This window comes from Cetobacterium sp. (genome assembly GCF_051658645.1).
GTDB lineage: Bacteria > Fusobacteriota > Fusobacteriia > Fusobacteriales > Fusobacteriaceae > Cetobacterium_A.
This window is the reverse complement of the sequence record NZ_JBOFMZ010000044.1, coordinates 153,076-170,033: the sequence shown is the minus strand read 5'-3', so window position 1 is coordinate 170,033 and position 16,958 is coordinate 153,076. Positions and strand designations below refer to the sequence as shown.

At 27.2% G+C, this 16,958-nt stretch carries 18 protein-coding genes and 1 rRNA gene; 16 read left to right on the top strand and 3 right to left on the bottom strand.

The window, feature by feature from the left end:
- The first annotated feature begins 19 nt into the window (after window positions 1-19).
- The 10 genes from rrf (at window position 20) to frr (ending at window position 8,696) form a co-directional block, all read left to right on the top strand.
- A 5S ribosomal RNA gene (gene rrf, locus ACRCZX_RS05160) occupies window positions 20-136 on the top strand.
- 152 nt (window positions 137-288) lie between these two features.
- Entirely contained in the window at window positions 289-552 is a 264-nt protein-coding gene (locus ACRCZX_RS05155; RefSeq protein WP_438581861.1) for a hypothetical protein, read from the top strand.
- A gap of 135 nt (window positions 553-687) precedes the next feature.
- Window positions 688-855 carry a 4Fe-4S binding protein gene (locus tag ACRCZX_RS05150; protein ID WP_438581860.1) on the top strand — a complete coding sequence of 56 codons (168 nt, stop codon included), beginning with the start codon at window positions 688-690 and terminating at the stop codon, window positions 853-855.
- Between the two features lie 81 nt (window positions 856-936).
- Window positions 937-3,717, top strand: a complete 2,781-nt coding sequence (locus tag ACRCZX_RS05145) for an ATP-dependent DNA helicase (protein WP_438581859.1) — start codon at window positions 937-939, stop codon at window positions 3,715-3,717.
- A gap of 28 nt (window positions 3,718-3,745) precedes the next feature.
- On the top strand, window positions 3,746-4,765 hold the full coding sequence (gene aroF, locus ACRCZX_RS05140; protein WP_438581858.1) for a 3-deoxy-7-phosphoheptulonate synthase: 1,020 nt from the start codon (window positions 3,746-3,748) through the stop codon (window positions 4,763-4,765).
- Entirely contained in the window at window positions 4,756-5,475 is a 720-nt protein-coding gene (gene pgeF / locus ACRCZX_RS05135) for a peptidoglycan editing factor PgeF (protein WP_438581857.1), read from the top strand. Before aroF ends, pgeF begins: the two co-directional genes overlap by 10 nt.
- 126 nt (window positions 5,476-5,601) lie before the next feature.
- Window positions 5,602-6,345 carry a 30S ribosomal protein S2 gene (rpsB, locus tag ACRCZX_RS05130; protein WP_438581856.1) on the top strand — a complete coding sequence of 248 codons (744 nt, stop codon included), beginning with the start codon at window positions 5,602-5,604 and terminating at the stop codon, window positions 6,343-6,345.
- An 88-nt stretch (window positions 6,346-6,433) separates the two neighbouring features.
- Entirely contained in the window at window positions 6,434-7,321 is an 888-nt protein-coding gene (gene tsf / locus ACRCZX_RS05125) for a translation elongation factor Ts (RefSeq protein WP_438581855.1), read from the top strand.
- Between the two features lie 80 nt (window positions 7,322-7,401).
- Window positions 7,402-8,118 carry a UMP kinase gene (pyrH, locus tag ACRCZX_RS05120; RefSeq protein ID WP_438581854.1) on the top strand — a complete coding sequence of 239 codons (717 nt, stop codon included), beginning with the start codon at window positions 7,402-7,404 and terminating at the stop codon, window positions 8,116-8,118.
- 17 nt (window positions 8,119-8,135) lie between these two features.
- Window positions 8,136-8,696 carry a ribosome recycling factor gene (gene frr / locus ACRCZX_RS05115; protein WP_438581853.1) on the top strand — a complete coding sequence of 187 codons (561 nt, stop codon included), beginning with the start codon at window positions 8,136-8,138 and terminating at the stop codon, window positions 8,694-8,696.
- A gap of 21 nt (window positions 8,697-8,717) precedes the next feature.
- Here the strand turns inward: frr and modB are convergent, their stop codons facing one another.
- Genes modB through ACRCZX_RS05100 form a run of 3 tightly spaced genes read right to left on the bottom strand, consistent with a single transcriptional unit; the run spans window position 8,718 to window position 10,805 of the window.
- The gene (modB, locus tag ACRCZX_RS05110) at window positions 8,718-9,368 is read right to left on the bottom strand and encodes a molybdate ABC transporter permease subunit (protein WP_438581852.1); all 651 of its coding nucleotides are present in this window, start codon (window positions 9,366-9,368) and stop codon (window positions 8,718-8,720) included.
- Window positions 9,361-10,023, bottom strand: coding sequence for a molybdate ABC transporter substrate-binding protein (gene modA, locus ACRCZX_RS05105; RefSeq protein ID WP_438581851.1), 663 nt, complete (start codon window positions 10,021-10,023; stop codon window positions 9,361-9,363). Before modA ends, modB begins: the two co-directional genes overlap by 8 nt.
- Before the next feature lie 14 nt (window positions 10,024-10,037).
- Window positions 10,038-10,805, bottom strand: a complete 768-nt coding sequence (locus tag ACRCZX_RS05100; protein ID WP_438581850.1) for a type III pantothenate kinase — start codon at window positions 10,803-10,805, stop codon at window positions 10,038-10,040.
- A gap of 127 nt (window positions 10,806-10,932) precedes the next feature.
- Between ACRCZX_RS05100 and ACRCZX_RS05095 the strand changes: the two genes are divergently transcribed.
- Genes ACRCZX_RS05095 through ACRCZX_RS05070 form a run of 6 tightly spaced genes read left to right on the top strand, consistent with a single transcriptional unit; the run spans window position 10,933 to window position 16,941 of the window.
- Window positions 10,933-12,096 carry a nucleotidyltransferase gene (locus ACRCZX_RS05095; protein WP_438581849.1) on the top strand — a complete coding sequence of 388 codons (1,164 nt, stop codon included), beginning with the start codon at window positions 10,933-10,935 and terminating at the stop codon, window positions 12,094-12,096.
- A gap of 5 nt (window positions 12,097-12,101) precedes the next feature.
- On the top strand, window positions 12,102-13,313 hold the full coding sequence (locus tag ACRCZX_RS05090) for a CCA tRNA nucleotidyltransferase (RefSeq protein ID WP_438581848.1): 1,212 nt from the start codon (window positions 12,102-12,104) through the stop codon (window positions 13,311-13,313).
- Entirely contained in the window at window positions 13,310-14,602 is a 1,293-nt protein-coding gene (locus ACRCZX_RS05085; RefSeq protein ID WP_438581847.1) for an MFS transporter, read from the top strand. Before ACRCZX_RS05090 ends, ACRCZX_RS05085 begins: the two co-directional genes overlap by 4 nt.
- Window positions 14,603-14,611: 9 nt before the next feature.
- Entirely contained in the window at window positions 14,612-15,730 is a 1,119-nt protein-coding gene (locus ACRCZX_RS05080) for a ComEC/Rec2 family competence protein (RefSeq protein ID WP_438581846.1), read from the top strand.
- A gap of 31 nt (window positions 15,731-15,761) precedes the next feature.
- Window positions 15,762-16,361 (top strand): site-2 protease family protein, encoded by a 600-nt coding sequence (locus ACRCZX_RS05075; protein ID WP_438581845.1) that lies wholly within the window; start codon window positions 15,762-15,764, stop codon window positions 16,359-16,361.
- A 4-nt stretch (window positions 16,362-16,365) separates the two neighbouring features.
- On the top strand, window positions 16,366-16,941 hold the full coding sequence (locus ACRCZX_RS05070; protein WP_438581844.1) for an IMPACT family protein: 576 nt from the start codon (window positions 16,366-16,368) through the stop codon (window positions 16,939-16,941).
- Window positions 16,942-16,958 lie beyond the last annotated feature (17 nt).

Here is a 16,958-nt window from a genome sequence, read left to right as displayed (position 1 = left end):
AAGAAAATAAAAAATATTGATTGGCAACGATAGCTATGGAGGTACACCCAGTAACATTTCGAACCTGGAAGTTAAGCCCATAAACGCTGAAAGTACTTGGGGGGCAGCCCCCTGGGAGGATAGGAAGTTGCCAATCTTTTTTTATTTTTTGTAAAAAAAAATTGGATAAAAAATAAAATTATCTAACTAATTCTTATTTTTAAAATATATAAATTAAATGACATAATTTAGTCACAAATATTTAATATAATATTTTTATAAAGAAAGAATTGAGTTGGAGGAAGTAAAATGAAGAAAATGAGTATAATGATGTTAATGGGAACTTTATTTATAGGAACACTAAGTTTTGCAGAAAGAGAAGTATCTTTTGATTATGAAAAAAATTTAAAACAAAGAAATGAAACAGACCAAAACAATATAAAAAAGTATGCAGAAAAAAATAAAGTTTCAATAGAAGTTTCTACAAAATTGTATAAAGAAAGATTAGAAAAAGAATTTAAAGAGAATGAAGTTATAAGACAAGAGATGATGATGAGTAATCTCTCAGATTAATCTTTAAAATCGTATTGTTTGACGATCAAATTTTTGTAAAAAAAATGTATTTTTTCCAATCAATTTATCTTGACTTTTTTCATTTAATTCTGTATATTAAATACAGAAACATAAAAAAATCAGGAGGTATATATTGTGCATATAATAGATAAAGACACTTGTATTGGTTGTGGAGCTTGTGAAGGAACTTGTCCAGTATCAGCAATATCAGCTGACGCTAACGGGAAATATGAAATTGCAGACGCTTGCGTAGATTGTGGAGCTTGTGCAGGAGTTTGTCCAGTATCAGCAATAACAGCGTAATTGAGTTAATGAAATTTTAAAGCTTAGGTTAAACCTAGGCTTTATTTTTTTTGCCTAATAAAATTAAAAAGGTGGTTGTTTATGAGTTTAAATGAAAGTCAAAAAGAAGCAGTTCAAAGTGTAGATGGCCCTTTATTGATAATAGCAGGTCCTGGCTCTGGAAAGACAAAAACTTTAGTAGAGAGAATGGTTTATATGATTAAAGAAAAAAATATAAAACCAGAAGAAATATTGGTTTCAACATTCACAGAAAGAGCTGCAAGAGAGCTATCAACAAGAATTGTAAATAGATTAAAAGAGGAAGAATTTCATTTGGAGGGGCTTTATATAGGAACAATTCATTCAATTTGCTTAAAAATTATTGATGAAAATATAGAGTTTTCAAATTTAAAAAAAGGTTATAGAGTTTTAGATAATATAGATCAAAAATTCTTTGTTTTTTCAAAATTAAAATATTTTAAAACTTTAGAACACTTTCAAAAATTCTTTGAAAAAAAACAATGCTTAAGTAGTTGGAAAATTGGTGAAACCCTTATTAAATGGTTTAATAAATTTAGCGAAGAAGGGCTTGAATTATTAGATGATAGTTTTTTATCAAAAAGTTATGAATTATATAAAAAAATGTTATACGAAGATAATGTAATAGATTTTTCAATGATTCAAAAAGAAGCACATTCAATATTAAAAAACAATGAAAAAGCTCTTCAGAAATTGAATGAAAAGATAAAATACATAATGATAGATGAATATCAAGATACAAATACAATTCAAGAAAAATTAATTTTTTTAATAGGAAACGAAAAAAAAAATATATGTGTTGTAGGTGATGACGATCAAGGGATTTATAGATTTAGAGGTGCTACAATTAGAAATATACTACAATTCGAAGAGAGAGTTGGTAAAAATTGTAAAGTTATAAAATTAGAAATAAACTATAGGTCAGAAAAAGATATTGTTAAATTTTGTAAAGAATGGATTCATAGTTTATATTGGGATAATTTCAGACATTCTAAAGAATTAGTTGTTCCTTTAGAAAAAGATAACAATGAAAAGAGAGTTGTAAGATTATCAGTAGAAGATTCTGAAACTAAGTGGCAAGAAAGAATAGCAAATTTTTTAATTTTTCTTAAAAGTTCTAAAAAAATAGTTGATTATAATCAGGTAGCATTTTTATTTAGATCTGTTAAAAATAAAAAGATAGTTTCTTTGGCCCATTATTTAGAATACAAAGGGATAGGAGTTTATTCTCCTAGATCTAATTTGTTTTTTAACAGAAGTGAAGTAATGAATGTAATAGGATTTTTATTATATATATTGATAAAACCAGAAAGTAAGATACACAATAATGAATATAAATTAGATATTTTAGATTATTATAAAAAATGTCTTAATATAATAGAGAAAAAAATTGTAACAGATTTAATTTTAAAAGAAGAAATTAAATTATTAAAAAAAGAATATGAAGAAATAAAGGAAGAGGTAGGTGGTCTACTGAATCTCTATTATAAAATAATAGGTTTAAGTATGTTTAAAGAAGGATTTCAGAAAAAAAGTGAAGGAGTTTTAGAAAATAGAGAACTTTACAATCTTGGAATCTTATCTAAAATAATTGGGAAAGCAGATAGTATATCTAAAGTAAGTAATTTAACTGATGAAAATATATTGAAAATTGGAGATTACTTTTTTACAATGCATTTAAAGTTTTTAAAACAAAATGGCGTTGATGAATATGAAGATATAAAAGAGTATGCTCCAGAAGGAGCAGTATCCTTTTTAACAATACATCAATCGAAAGGATTGGAGTTCCCAATAGTTATAGTTGGTTCTTTAGAAAGTGTACCTGAAGGAGAAAGAGTTGATGAAGAAGATATAGAAAAAGAATATATACCTTACAATGATTTTGAACCTAATTATAGAATAAAAGATTTTGACTTTTGGCGACTTTATTATACAGCTTTTTCAAGAGCTAAAAATTTATTGGTATTAACTTGTATTGAAACAAATAAAAGTAAAAAACAAATTCCATCACTACCTTTTAAAAGAGTGTATGAAGCTATTCCAGATATTCTTTCGGGAGAATTAGATTTTTCAAAATTAGAGATAGAGAAAACAAATAGTATAGATATAAAATGTAGTTATTCTTATACAGGAGGTTTGCTTAAATATAAAGAATGCCCATACAGATATAGATTAAATAAAATTTTAGATTTTCAAAGAATTAAAACTTCAGAAAATTTTTATGGAACGTTGGTTCATGAAGTTTTAGAATTAATCAATAAAAATATTATTAATAACGTAATATTGGATGATGACATTATAAAGATGAAATATTTTGAAATATATGAAATGATGAAAAAAAGAGATGGACTATCTCTAAAAAAAGATATTTTAGAAGTGGGATTAAAACAGATATTAAAATATTTTAAAAGTGATTTTATAAAAAGAAAATTTATATCAGCAGAAAAAAATATTTTTGTCTTAAGAGGAGATTATACAATAGAAGGAACGTTAGATTTAATTTTAGAAGAAAATGATCATTTGAAAATAGTAGATTTTAAAACAGGGATTGATAGTTTAGATACAGAAAATTTAGAAAAGTATATTTTACAGATAAAGTTATATTGTTATTTATTATCTTTAAATAGTTCAAAAAAAGTAGTTGGTGGAGAGATATACTTTATAAAAACTGAAAAAAAAATAGAGATTAAATACTCTATTGGAGATGAAAGTGAAATTTTAAAAGAGTTTGATAATATATCTCAAAAAATATTACAAGGTGAATTCTCTGAAAAAAGTACATCTAAAGAAAAATGTTTGAAATGTGAATTTAAAAAGCACTGTTTTGGTATAAATATGATATAATAATAATAAAAAAAATCAGGTGATAAGAATGTATATAGTGTTAAAGGAAAGTGCTACATATGAAGAGATTTTAAAATTAAAAAAGTTTATAAAAGAAACAGGACATGGAGCTTTAGAAATTTTAGATGGAAGTATAAAAAAAATTGGGATTATGGGAAGAAAAAGCGGGCTTACAAAAGAATCTTTGAAAGAATTTGGAATAGTAGAGAATGTATTACAAATAGCAAAACCTTTTAAATTTGTAAGTAGAGAATTCAAAAATGAAGATACAGTAATAGAGATAAAAGGTAGAAAAATAGGAAGTACAGATTTAGTTTTAATGGCAGGACCTTGTTCGATAGAGAATAGAGAAATGATAATTGAAATTGCAAGAATTGTTAAAGAGAATGGTGGAGAGTATTTAAGAGGTGGAGCTTTTAAACCAAGAACGTCACCCTATGATTTTCAAGGTTTAGGAGAAGAAGGATTGAAATATATGAGAGAAGCTTGTGATATTTATGATCTTTTAATGGTTACAGAAGTAATGGATACAAGAGATATTGAAATAATTGAAAAATATACAGATATATTTCAAGTTGGTGCTAGAAATATGCAAAATTTTAGTTTGTTAAAAGAACTTGGAAAAACTAAAAAACCAGTTTTATTAAAAAGAGGATTGAGTGCCACGATAAGAGATTTTTTAATGGCAGCAGAATATATCGTTGCTTTTGGTAACAAAGAAGTTATTCTTTGTGAAAGAGGAATAAGAACATTTGAGATTGCAACTAGAAATACTGTAGATATAAATGGAATAGCTTTATTAAAAGAAAAGACACACTTGCCAATTATAATAGATGCAAGTCATGGAACAGGAAAAAGGTCTTTAGTAGAACCAGTTACATTAGGATGTGTTTTAGCAGGAGCAGATGGAGCAATGGTTGAAGTTCATAAAAACCCTTCTTGTGCTTTATCAGATGGAGACCAAACTTTAACATTTGAAGAGTTTATAATTCTTTGTAAAAAGCTTAAAAAAACATTAGAATTTAAAGAAAGTTTAAAATGTTTGTAGAAAAAGATTTTTACTTTGAAGTTAAGGAACTAAAAGAAAAGGGTTTAAAAGCTATCTATACAAAAAAAGATTTTTGTGATGTAAAGTTAGATAGTGATAGAAAAAAGATTTTAGAATTATTAGGTATATCTCAAAAAAAAATATATTCTGGATTTCAAACTCATTCTTCAAATATAACTATAATAAAAAAAGATACATCGCAGTATTTGGAAGATACAGATGGCTTTTTAACAGATAGAGATGATGTTGTAATATTTACAAAATATGCAGATTGTTTACCAATATATTTTTATGATAAAATAAATAAAGCCTATGGATGTGTTCATTCAGGTTGGATGGGCAGTTTTAAGAAAATAGGAGAGAATGCTATAAAAATTTTAGAAACTAATTTTCATAGCAAATTGGAAAATATAATAGTTGTATTTGGAATTGGAATTTCTATTCAAAATTATGAAGTCTCTCAAGAATTTTATGAAAAGTTCAAAAAAGAATTTTCTGAAAATTTGTTGAAAGATGTATTTGTAAAAAAAGAAAAAAAATACTACTTTGATAATCAGAAATTTAATTATAATTTAATGATAAATTGTGGAATTAAAAAAGAAAATATTATCTCGAATACATTATGCACATTTGATGGGAATTTTCATTCTTATAGAAGAGAAAAAGAGAGTTCTGGTAGAAATGGAGCGTATATATTTATTGACAATTAAAGAGAATAATGGTACAATTATTTGCTAATAAAATGCACATTGATTATTTCTAAACAAGGTGCCCTTAGGGGATGTTTAGTTTTGAGATCAGTGGAAGAAAAAACCAAAAACTAGGAGGAATTAAAAATGGCAGTAATCACTATGAAACAATTACTTGAAGCTGGAGTTCACTTTGGACACCAAGCTAAAAGATGGAATCCAAAGATGTCTAGATACATATTCACTGAGAGAAACGGAATTCATGTAATCGATTTACACAAATCTTTAAAGAAAATAGAGGAAGCTTATGCTGTAATGAGAGAAATCGCATCTAACGGTGGAAAAGTTCTTTTCGTAGGAACTAAAAAGCAAGCTCAAGAAGCTGTAAAGGATCAAGCTGAGAGATCAGGAATGTACTATGTAAACAACAGATGGTTAGGTGGAATGTTAACAAACTACAAAACTATCGCAACTAGAGTACAAAGATTAAAAGAATTAGAAAAAATGGAAGCTGATGGAACTTTAGATACAGCTTACACTAAGAAAGAAGCTGCTAATTTCAGAAAAGAATTAGTTAAACTTTCTAAGAACTTATCTGGAATTAAAGAGATGAAACAAGCTCCTGCTGCTATATTCGTAGTAGACGTTAAGAAAGAAACTCTAGCAGTAGTAGAAGCTGCTAAATTAGGAATCCCTGTATTCGCTATGATCGATACAAACGTAGATCCTGATTTAATAACTTACCCAATTCCTGCAAATGATGATGCTATCAGATCAGTAAAATTAATCGCTTCAGTTATGGCTAACGCTATAATCGAAGGAAACCAAGGTAAAGAAACTGCAGCAGTTGCTTCTGACGAAATCGTTGTTGAAGAAGGATCAGCTAAGTAATTAATATTTAAATTTAGGAATTGAGTGCTAGCACTCAATTCTTTATACTATATAGATGTGAAGAATTCTAAAAAATTAGGAGGAAAAAATGGTAGAGATTACAGCAAAATTAGTAAAAGAACTAAGAGATAGAACTGGTGCTGGTATGATGGATTGTAAAAAAGCATTAGGAGAAACAAACGGAGATATCGAAAAAGCGATAGACTTACTAAGAGAGAAAGGAATTGCTAAGGCTGCTAAAAAGTCAGGAAGAATAGCTGCTGAAGGCTTAATATTCGAAGGTGTTTCTGCTGATAATAAAACAGCAGTAGTATTAGAGTTCAACTCTGAGACAGACTTCGTTGCTAAAAATGATGAGTTTAGAGCTTTAGGACAAGCAATGGTAGAAATAGCTTTAAGAGCTGGAATCAATACTGTTGAAGAGTTAAAAGCTACTGATTTAAATGGAGTTACAGTTGAAACAACAATAGCTAACTTAATCGCAAAAATTGGAGAAAATATGTCTCTAAGAAGATTTGATAAAGTATCTGCTGAAGGGTTTGTAACTACTTACAATCATTTAGGAGGAAAGTTAGGAGTTATTGTTGAAATGACTGGAGAAGCAACAGAGGCTAACGTAGCAAAAGCTAAAGATATCGCGATGCACGTAGCAGCTATGGATCCTAAATATGTAGATAGAGCACTTGTAACTACAGATGATTTAGATAGAGAAAGAGAAATTTCTAGAAAGCAATTAGAAGCTGAAGGAAAACCAGCTCAAATTATTGAAAAGATATTAGTTGGAAAAATGAATAAATTCTATGAAGAAAATTGTTTAGTTGACCAAATTTTCGTTAAAGCTGAAAATAAAGAAACAGTTGCAGCATACGCAGGAGATATTAAAGTAGTTTCATTCTCTAGATATAAAGTTGGAGAAGGAATCGAAAAGGGAGAGGTTGACTTCGCAGCAGAAGTTGCAGCTCAACTTAACGCGTAATTACAACAAAAAGTATAGGGGTGCGACTAAGCACCCCCTTTTTTTAAGCTAAACTAAGATAATCAAAGGAGAGTTTTGAAATGAAGCCAGTTTATAATAGAATTCTATTGAAATTAAGTGGAGAAGCTTTAATGGGAGATCAAGAATTTGGAATCTCTTCAGAAACGATAACTTCTTATGCAAGACAAATAAAAGAGATTGTAGAATTAGGAGTAGAAGTAGGAATTGTAATCGGTGGTGGAAATATCTTTAGAGGTTTATCTGGAACTGAGCAAGGAATAGATAGAGTAACTGGAGACCATATGGGAATGTTAGCAACAGTTATAAACTCATTGGCTCTTCAAAACTCAATTGAACTATTAGGGGTACCTACAAGAGTACAAACTGCAATTGAAATTCCAAAGGTAGCAGAACCTTTTATTAAAAGAAAAGCTCAAAGACATCTTGAAAAAGGTAGAGTTGTTATATTTGGTGGTGGAACAGGAAATCCATATTTCACAACAGATACAGCAGCAGCTTTAAGAGCTATTGAAATAAATGCTGATGTTGTTATAAAAGCAACTAAAGTTGATGGAATTTATGATATGGATCCTGTAAAGTTTGCCGATGCAAAAAAATACGCAGAGGTTACTTATACAGAAGTTCTAAATAAAGATTTGAAAGTTATGGATGCAACAGCAATCTCTTTATGTAGAGAAAATAACTTACCAATCGTTGTATTCGATTCAATAACAGAAGGAAATATAAAAAGAGTTGTTTTAGGTGAAAAAATCGGAACAACTGTAATAAACGGATAATTTTTAGGAGGATAAAAATGAGTTCACAAGTAATAATGAATGAATGTAAAGAAAAAATGACTAGAGCTATTGAATCTACAAAAGCTAAGTTTACAACTATAAGAGCAGGAAGAGCTTCGGTTTCAATGTTGGATGGAATTAAAGTTGAGCAATATGGATCTTTAATGCCTTTAAATCAATTAGGAACAGTATCAGCTCCAGAAGCTAGATTGTTGGTAATTGATCCTTGGGATAAGTCAGTTATACCTTTAATCGAAAAAATCATAATGACTTCAAACTTAGGATTAACTCCAAACAATGATGGAAAAGTTATAAGACTTGTAATTCCTGAGTTAACAGCTGATAGAAGAAAAGATTACGTTAAGTTTGCTAAATCAGAAGCTGAAAGTGGTAAAGTAGCAGCTAGAAATATCAGAAAAGATATGAATAACGCTCTAAGAAAGTTAGAAAAAGATGGAGAAATAACTGAGGACGATTTGAAGAGATTTGAAGATGACGTTCAAAAGTTAACAGATGCAACTATCAAAACAATTGATGAATTATTAGCTTTAAAAGAAAAAGAAATTACAACTGTATAGTTATAGATTTAAAGAGAGCTTTCAGCTCTCTTTTTTTGTTACTAAAATATATAATAATAGAAATAAACTACTAAAAATTAAAAGTAAGACTAAAATATTATTTGCAAGAATGTAATCTCCAGATTCAATAGCTGAATATAAAGCTAAAGGAAGAGTCTGAGTTTTTCCAGGGATATTTCCTGCAATTAAAATAGTAGCTCCAAACTCTCCAAAAGCTCTTCCAGCTCCTAATATAACTCCTGATAATATTTTTTTATAACCCATAGGGATATAGATATATCTAATCATATTTATAGTAGATATTCCAAGACATTGAGCTGTTTCGATATATACTTTGTCAATACTATCGAAAGTCACTCTAATACTTTGATAGATAATTGGCATAGATACTATAATTGCTGCTAAAGTAGCTCCTTCAAAAGAAAAAATAAATCTAAAATTAAAAAGTTGATAAAAAATTTTGCCTAAAAAACTATTTCTTCCGAGTTCAATAATTAAGATATAGCCAATAACAGATGGTGGAAGAAAAATAGGCAAAGTAACTATGAACTCTATAATTTTTTTTAACTTATTTTTTTTGTTAAAAAAGAAATAAATTATAATGCTAAATAAAATATTCCAAATAATAGAAATAGAAACAATAGATAAAGATATCTTTAATGAGTTAATCATTCCAATTTTTTCCTTTTAAAAACTTTATAAAGTTTTTAGCTTCTTCTTTATTTTTAGATGAACTTGAAATACCAATAGAATATTCTATTGGTGTGTGTAAATTTTTGTCAAATATTTGAATGACTTTAGAGTTTTTAAGAAATCTTGTATCAGTTAAATAAACAATTCCTAAATCAGCTTCTCCTAATTCGACATAAGATAGTACGCTTCGAACATCTTTTCCATAAACTAAAGAGTAATTGTTTAAAGAGTTATTTTTTAAAACTTCAGTAGCATAAGATCCAGCAGGAACATATTTTGGATCTCCAATAGCTAGAATTGGATTGCTTTTATTGCTATTTTTATTTTCTATTAAAGCTAAAGAATTTTCTAAAACAACCTCTTCATTTAGAATATATTTGTTGTTTTTTAAATCAATCATATACTTTCTATTTGCAAGAAAAATTATATCAACATCTCCACCTCTTTCGAGTTGTTTTTTTAGTGTGCCAGATCCACCTAGATTTAAAAATATATTCAGAGTAGGATTTATATTTTTATATTCTTTTATATTTTTTTCTAAGTATTCTTTTAAAGAAGCAGCACCACTAATTAAAATATCTTTAGAAAAACTATATTGAAAAGCAAAAATGAATAATAATAAAATAATTTTCATAAAATTCTCCTAAGTTATATGTTCATATGATAAAGAGTAAAAAGACCTCTTAAACTAAGCTCAGGACAATATTCATTAATTTCTTGAATTTCAGCTAAAAGAATTTTTCCAAGGCCACCAGTAGCAATGATATAAGGGTCAGGAACTATTTTTTTAATTTCTTCAATTATATTTTTTAATTGTCCAGCATATCCATAGAAAACACCTGCTTGTATTTGTTCAGCAGTGTTTTTTCCGAGAACGCTTTCTGGAGTACTAAATTTAACTTTAGGAAGTTTAGCAGTGTTTCCGAATAATGCGTTGATAGACATCTCTATTCCAGGTAGTATACCACCTCCGATATAAATACCGTCCTTAAGTACTTCGTAAGTTGTTGCAGTCCCTAAATCGAAGATAACAAGGTTTTTGTTTGGATGATCGACAACAGATTGTGCAATATCAATTATTCTGTCAGCTCCAAAACCATTAACTTGAAGATTTTTAGCAAATGTGAATGGAAGTTTTAAAGTTAAGTCGATTATCATAGGCTCAATTTTAAAATATTTTCTTCCTAAAAATTGAAATATTCCAATTAAGTTAGGAACAACAGATGAAATAACAATTCCATTTAATTTCTTTATCTCAACACCATTGAAGTCACAGATGTTTTTTAAATACGAAAAATATTCATCTTCAGTTAATTTTTCGTTAGAAGATACTCTAAAACTTAGTAGTACATCTCCGTTTGAATCAAGTAATCCAGTAACAATATGAGTATTTCCAATATCTACAGCTAAAAGCATATAATTCACCACCTAATAAAATTTATATAATCGATATTATAAACTATATTTTGAAAAATGTAAATTTTTCTCGGATAAATTATTAAAATTTCATATAATATAAGAAATAATAAAATGAGGTGTTTATATGAAAAAAGCAGTAGGTATAATAGTAGAGTATAATCCTTTCCACAATGGACACAAATATCATTGCTTGAAAGCTAGAGAACATGGAGATGTAGTAATAGCAGTTATGAGTGGAGACTTTGTCCAAAGAGGGGAACCTGCATTAATAAATAGGTGGGATAGAGCAGAGTTAGCATTAAAAAATGGAGTAGATATAGTGGTTGAGTTACCAGTATTTTATTCAACTCAAAGTGCAGAAATATTTTCTAGAGGAGCGGTAGGAATTTTAAATCAAATGAACGTGGATAAAATTGTTTTTGGATCAGAAATAGGAGATGTAAAAAGTCTAACAGATAGAGCAGACTTAGAAGAGAAAGAAGAGTTTAAAGATGAGTTAAAGAAACAGTTAAAAGAGGGGTATTCTTATCCGACAGCTTATTCAAATACTTTAAAAAAGTTAGAAGTAAACAAAGAATTAAATTCAAATGATATTTTGGGTGTTGAGTATATAAAAGCTTTGAAATTTTGGAATAGTAGTATAAAACCAGTTGCTATAAAAAGAGAAAAAAGTGGATATTATTCAGAAGGAATAGAAGATGGAATATCAAGTGCCACTGGAATTAGAAAAAAACTTCAATCTGGAGAAGATATTAAAGAAGTTGTTCCACATACAACTTATGAAGTTTTAAAAAATGCTTTAAATGAAAATAGATTCGCAAAAATCGAAGATTTTTATTCACTCATAAGACATAGAATTTTATTGGAGAGAGAAAATTTAAAAAATATTCAAGATGTTGAAATAGGATTTGAAAATAGATTATATGAAGCTGCTTTTTCAAGTTTAGATTTTGAAAGTTTTTTTCAAAAGATACAAACTAAAAGATACACATTAGGAAGAACACAAAGAATTCTAATACATATACTTTTAAATATAAAAAAAGAAGCAACAGAAGTAGTAAAAGTAAAAGTTCCCTATATAAGAGTTTTAGGATTTACAAAAGATGGTCAAAATTATTTAAAAAAGTTAAAAGAGAAAGAAATTATTATTTTAACAGCTTTAAAAAATATTCAAAAATTATTAAGTAAAGATGAATTGAGATTTTTAGAACAAAATGAAACAGGAAGTAAGATATATTCAATGATAAATTACTATCAAGAAAGAAAAGTCCCAATAATTATAAGGTAAGTGACATGAAAAAAATAAAATTAGTTGATGAAGTAAAGTGGGTTTTAAAAAAATTAAACCAATACGGAAAAGGATATGTAGTTGGAGGATATATTAGAGACTATCTTTTAGGAATAGAACCTAAAGACTGTGATTTTTGTACAGACATAGAGTATGAAAAATTAAAGGATATATTTAAAGAAAATTCTCCAAAAGAGATTGGAAAAGCTTTTGGAATAATACAGATAAAACATAAGGAAAAAAGTTATGAGATAGCTAAATTAAGAAAAGATATATCTTTTACAAAAGAGAGAAATGTTACAGAGGTAGAGTTTGTAAATGATATATATAAAGATTTAAAAAGAAGAGATTTTACAATTAATGCAATAGCATTTGATGGAAAAAAAATAATATATTCATCAAATAAATCTAAAGAGGATATAGAAAATAAAATTTTGAGATTTGTTGGAAATGCTAAAACACGAATTGAAGAGGACCCTCTTAGAATTTTAAGAGGTGTTAGAATAGCAGGAGAGAAGAAATTGAAAATTTTAAAAGAAACTGAAATTGCGATGAAAGCAAAAAAAGATGAAATAAAAAGAGTTTCAATTGAAAGAATTCAGGATGAATTTTTTAAAATTTTGAAAGGTAAGAATTCAAAAAAATCTTTTTCAATTTTAAATCAGATTGGAGTATTTGAAGAAATATTTCCAGAAACATATAAGAAAAATGAAATGTCTAAAATTCTAGATATTCTCAAAAAAATGGATACTTTAAAAGAAAAAAAAATAGGAAATAGTCTCAATATAAAATTAGCTGTTATTTTTGCTAAAACAAAAGAAGAGCTATCAACATTGAAGTTGGACAATAAAAGTAAAAAATCAATATTGAATATAATAGAAAATAAAGATAAGATAAAAGAAATTTCTGATAAATATAGTCTTAAAAAAATCATATTAAAAATAGGGATAGAGGATTTTAAAAATATATTAGTATTAGAAGAGTTAAGTAGTAATGTTTCTAATGTAAGAGATCTACTAGAGGAGATAATTTCAAAAAAAGAAGCTATATTTTTAAAAGATTTAGAAATTTCAGGAAAAGATTTAATAGATTTAGAAATTAAAGATAGAAAAAGATTTAAAATAATTTTAGATAAAATTTTAGATTTAGTTTTGAAAAATCCAGATTATAATAAAAAAGATTACTTAATAAAATTGATAGAGGGGGAAAAAATTTGAAACGAAGAATACCTTTAGCAACACAAATATTTTATGGAGTTGGGGTAAGTTATGCAATTGTAGATCAAATATTTGCGCAGTGGATACTTTACTTCTATCTTCCGCCAGAAAATTCTGGATTAAAACCATTTTTAACACCAGTTTTAATATCTTTAGCTTTGGCTATCTCGAGAGTTGTTGATATGATTTCAGATCCAGTTGTGGGATATTTATCAGATAAATTTGATAGTAGATGGGGAAGAAGAATACCTTTTATAGCTGTGGGAGCAATTCCACTAGGAATATCTACAATAGCATTTTTTTATCCACCGACATCAAGTGAAAGTGCTGCATTTATCTACTTGGCAATGGTAGGATCACTGTTTTTTACATTTTATACAATAGTAGGAGCACCTTATAATGCCTTAATTCCTGAGATTGGAGAAAATTCAGAGGAAAGATTAAATTTATCTACTTGGCAGTCTGTATTTAGATTAATATATAGTGCAATAGCTATGATATTACCAGGAATACTAATAAAGTTTTTTGGAAAAGGAGATACTTTAGTTGGTATTAGAGGAATGGTTATATCATTAAGTTTATTATGTGTTTTAGGAAGTTTTGTAACTGTATTTTTAGTACCAGAAAAAAAATATTCAAAACCTGTTCAAAATGTAGGAGCTATTAAAGATATTTTAAAAGAAGTTATAAAGGACAAAAATTTTAAATATTATCTTTTAGGATTGTTGTTCTTTTTTGTAGGATTTAACTCTCTTAGAGCGATGATGAATTATTATGTTGAAGATATTATGGGATATGGAAAAGAAACAATGACAATAGCCTCAGCATTATTATTTGGAGCCTCAGCATTATTTTTTTATCCAATTAACAAATTATCTAGAAAATTTGGATACAGAAAAATTATGCTGGCATCATTAATAGGATTGGTTATATTAACAATAGCGTTAGCTTTGTTAGGGAAAATTATTCCAGTGAAATATGGATTTTTAATATTTGGATTGTTAGGAATACCTATTTCAGGTGCAGCATTTATATTTCCACCAGCTATGATGAGCGATATAAGTGAAAAAATTAGTAAAAGAATAAATAATAGAATTGAAGGTGTTTGTTTTGGAATTCAAGGATTTTTTCTTAAAATGGCGTTTTTATTATCAATAGTAACGTTACCTTTAATGCTAGTTTTAGGAGGAAATGGAGAGGTAACAAAGTTTGGAATATACTCATCTGCAATATTTTCAGCAGTATCTTTTGTAATCTCATATATATTTTATTTTAAATATAGTGAATAGGAGAAGCAATTGAAAAAAATAGAAATTAGTACAATTGTTATAATTTTTATTACAATTTTCATATTTAGATTAAATTGGGTAAGTTTTAAAGGAGGTGTTGAGGTTGGTGATATAGTTCAAATTGTAGGTAGAGTAGATGCAGGAAATGGTCGAATTGAATCTATAAATGGAAAATATCCATCTCAATATATATATTTTATTGTTGATAAAGTTGAAGATGGAAATGTTAATATTTTAGGAACGATAAACAAAATAAATTATTCAAAATGGGGAACGAATTATAAAATTAATGTTGAAGAAATAAAAAATGTTGATAGTTTTTTTAAAGAATTTTTGATAAAAAAACTTAAAAGAATGACAAAAGAATACTCAATTGATTTATTGAATTTTTTAAGAGGAACACTATTAGGAGAAGGATACTTAATAGATGATCACTTGAAAGAAAGTTTTAGATATACTGGAACAGCTCATATATTAGTTATATCAGGTTTACATATAGGTGTAATAATATCAGGAGTATCATATGCATTGATGAAATTTAAAATACCAAAAAAAGAAAGGTGTATGTTAGTATTAATTATACTAACATTGTATGTTTTTTCTATAGGGAAAACACCTTCGGTATTTAGAGCTTATATAATGGCAGTTATATATTTGCTTGGAAATATTCTTTATGAAAAAGTTAACACAAAGAAATCTTTGATAGTAGCTTTTGTGATATCTCTTTTAATATATCCGACATGGATATATACAATATCTTTTTGGATGTCTTATACAGCAGTGTTTTCAATAGTGTTTATATATGATAAAATTCCTAAAATTAAAAGATTTAAAAAACAATATATAAATAATTTTATTAATACAATTTCACTAACTTTAGTGATTCAAATTTGTATGACACCAATATTTTATATTTATTTTAGCAATATTCCATTTTTGTCTTTTTTTAGTAATTTAATTGTAATTCCTATAGCTTCAGCATTTATAATAATTAGTTTTTTAACAATGTTATTATCGAATTTATATTTAGAGTTTTTAACAATGCCTTTGCTAAATATAAGTTATATATTTTTAATTGAAGTAGTTCAATTGTTGAGTGAAATTCCGTATTTGACTTTAGAATTATAGAAATGCTAAACTATTTAGGAGGTGGATTCGGATGTTTGTATTTAAAGTTATAATTTTATTATTTTCTTTAGTGTTGCATGAATTAGCACATGGATATATGGCTCTTTTTTGTGGAGATAAAACAGCTAAAATGTCGGGGAGATTATCTTTGAATCCTTTAAAACATTTAGATCCAGTGGGAGCTTTGATTCCAATTATTATGTTATTTAGTGGTAGTAATTTTATATTTGGATGGGCAAAACCAGTTCCAGTGAATTATTTTGCTTTTAAAAATGGTCGATTTGGAGAATTTTTAGTTGCAATAGCAGGAGTTTTAACAAATTACTCTTTAATGATATTAGGAGCTTTATTAATAAAATTTGAAATTGTTCCTTTTAATGATTTATCAGTTTACTTTATACTTATAAATATGGCTTTGGGAACATTTAATCTTTTACCAATCCCTCCTTTAGATGGATCAAGAGTTATAGCTTCGTTTTTAAATGATGAAAGTAGAATAAAATTATTTACAATAGATAGTTATGGAATAATAATTATATTAGGATTAAGTTATTTAGGAATTTTAAGTAAAGTAATGTCTCCTATATATAATTTTATGATAGGAGTTATAGAATTTATAATTAGGAGTTAGTAAGATGAAAAGTATAAAAAATGCAGTAAAAATAGAATTTGAAGAAAGGAAATCAAAATTTATAGGTTATGCAAAGCCTATTTCAACAAAAAAAGAAGCAGAAAAGTTTATAAATATAATTAGAGAAATGCATCATGATGCAACTCACAATTGTACTGTATATAGAGTTACAGATTGTGGGCAGGAATATTTTAAAGCAGATGATGATGGTGAACCAAGTGGAACAGCTGGAAAACCTATGGGAGAAGTATTAACTTATATGGATGTAAATAATATTGTTGTTGTTGCAACGAGATATTTTGGTGGAATAAAACTAGGTGCTGGTGGATTAGTAAGAAATTATGCTAAAACAGCAAAATTAGCAGTTTTAGAGGGTGAGATTATAGAGTTTGTAGAAAGATATGAGTGTTTAATAGATTTTTCTTATGAAAAAATAAACGAAATAGAAGCTATTCTTATAGCAGGAAAAGATGAATTACTTAACAAAGATTTTAATGAAAGAGTAACTTATAGAGTTAAAGTTTCTTCGGAAACCTTAGAAATATTACAAGAATTAAAAGATACACTAGTTATCATATAAAAAAAAAGCAGTTAAGG

Bases quoted from the DNA above. Each gene is read 5' to 3' on its own strand.
- modA (WP_438581851.1), bottom strand. From the start codon at position 10,023: ATGAAAATTATTTTATTATTATTCATTTTTGCTTTTCAATATAGTTTT.
- aroF (WP_438581858.1), top strand. From the start codon at position 3,746: ATGTATATAGTGTTAAAGGAAAGTGCTACATATGAAGAGATTTTAAAA.
- modB (WP_438581852.1), bottom strand. From the start codon at position 9,368: ATGATTAACTCATTAAAGATATCTTTATCTATTGTTTCTATTTCTATT.
- tsf (WP_438581855.1), top strand. From the start codon at position 6,434: ATGGTAGAGATTACAGCAAAATTAGTAAAAGAACTAAGAGATAGAACT.
- ACRCZX_RS05070 (WP_438581844.1), top strand. From the start codon at position 16,366: ATGAAAAGTATAAAAAATGCAGTAAAAATAGAATTTGAAGAAAGGAAA.
- frr (WP_438581853.1), top strand. From the start codon at position 8,136: ATGAGTTCACAAGTAATAATGAATGAATGTAAAGAAAAAATGACTAGA.
- ACRCZX_RS05075 (WP_438581845.1), top strand. From the start codon at position 15,762: ATGTTTGTATTTAAAGTTATAATTTTATTATTTTCTTTAGTGTTGCAT.
- ACRCZX_RS05090 (WP_438581848.1), top strand. From the start codon at position 12,102: ATGAAAAAAATAAAATTAGTTGATGAAGTAAAGTGGGTTTTAAAAAAA.
- ACRCZX_RS05100 (WP_438581850.1), bottom strand. From the start codon at position 10,805: ATGCTTTTAGCTGTAGATATTGGAAATACTCATATTGTTACTGGATTA.
- pgeF (WP_438581857.1), top strand. From the start codon at position 4,756: ATGTTTGTAGAAAAAGATTTTTACTTTGAAGTTAAGGAACTAAAAGAA.
- ACRCZX_RS05145 (WP_438581859.1), top strand. From the start codon at position 937: ATGAGTTTAAATGAAAGTCAAAAAGAAGCAGTTCAAAGTGTAGATGGC.
- rpsB (WP_438581856.1), top strand. From the start codon at position 5,602: ATGGCAGTAATCACTATGAAACAATTACTTGAAGCTGGAGTTCACTTT.
- ACRCZX_RS05155 (WP_438581861.1), top strand. From the start codon at position 289: ATGAAGAAAATGAGTATAATGATGTTAATGGGAACTTTATTTATAGGA.
- ACRCZX_RS05095 (WP_438581849.1), top strand. From the start codon at position 10,933: ATGAAAAAAGCAGTAGGTATAATAGTAGAGTATAATCCTTTCCACAAT.
- pyrH (WP_438581854.1), top strand. From the start codon at position 7,402: ATGAAGCCAGTTTATAATAGAATTCTATTGAAATTAAGTGGAGAAGCT.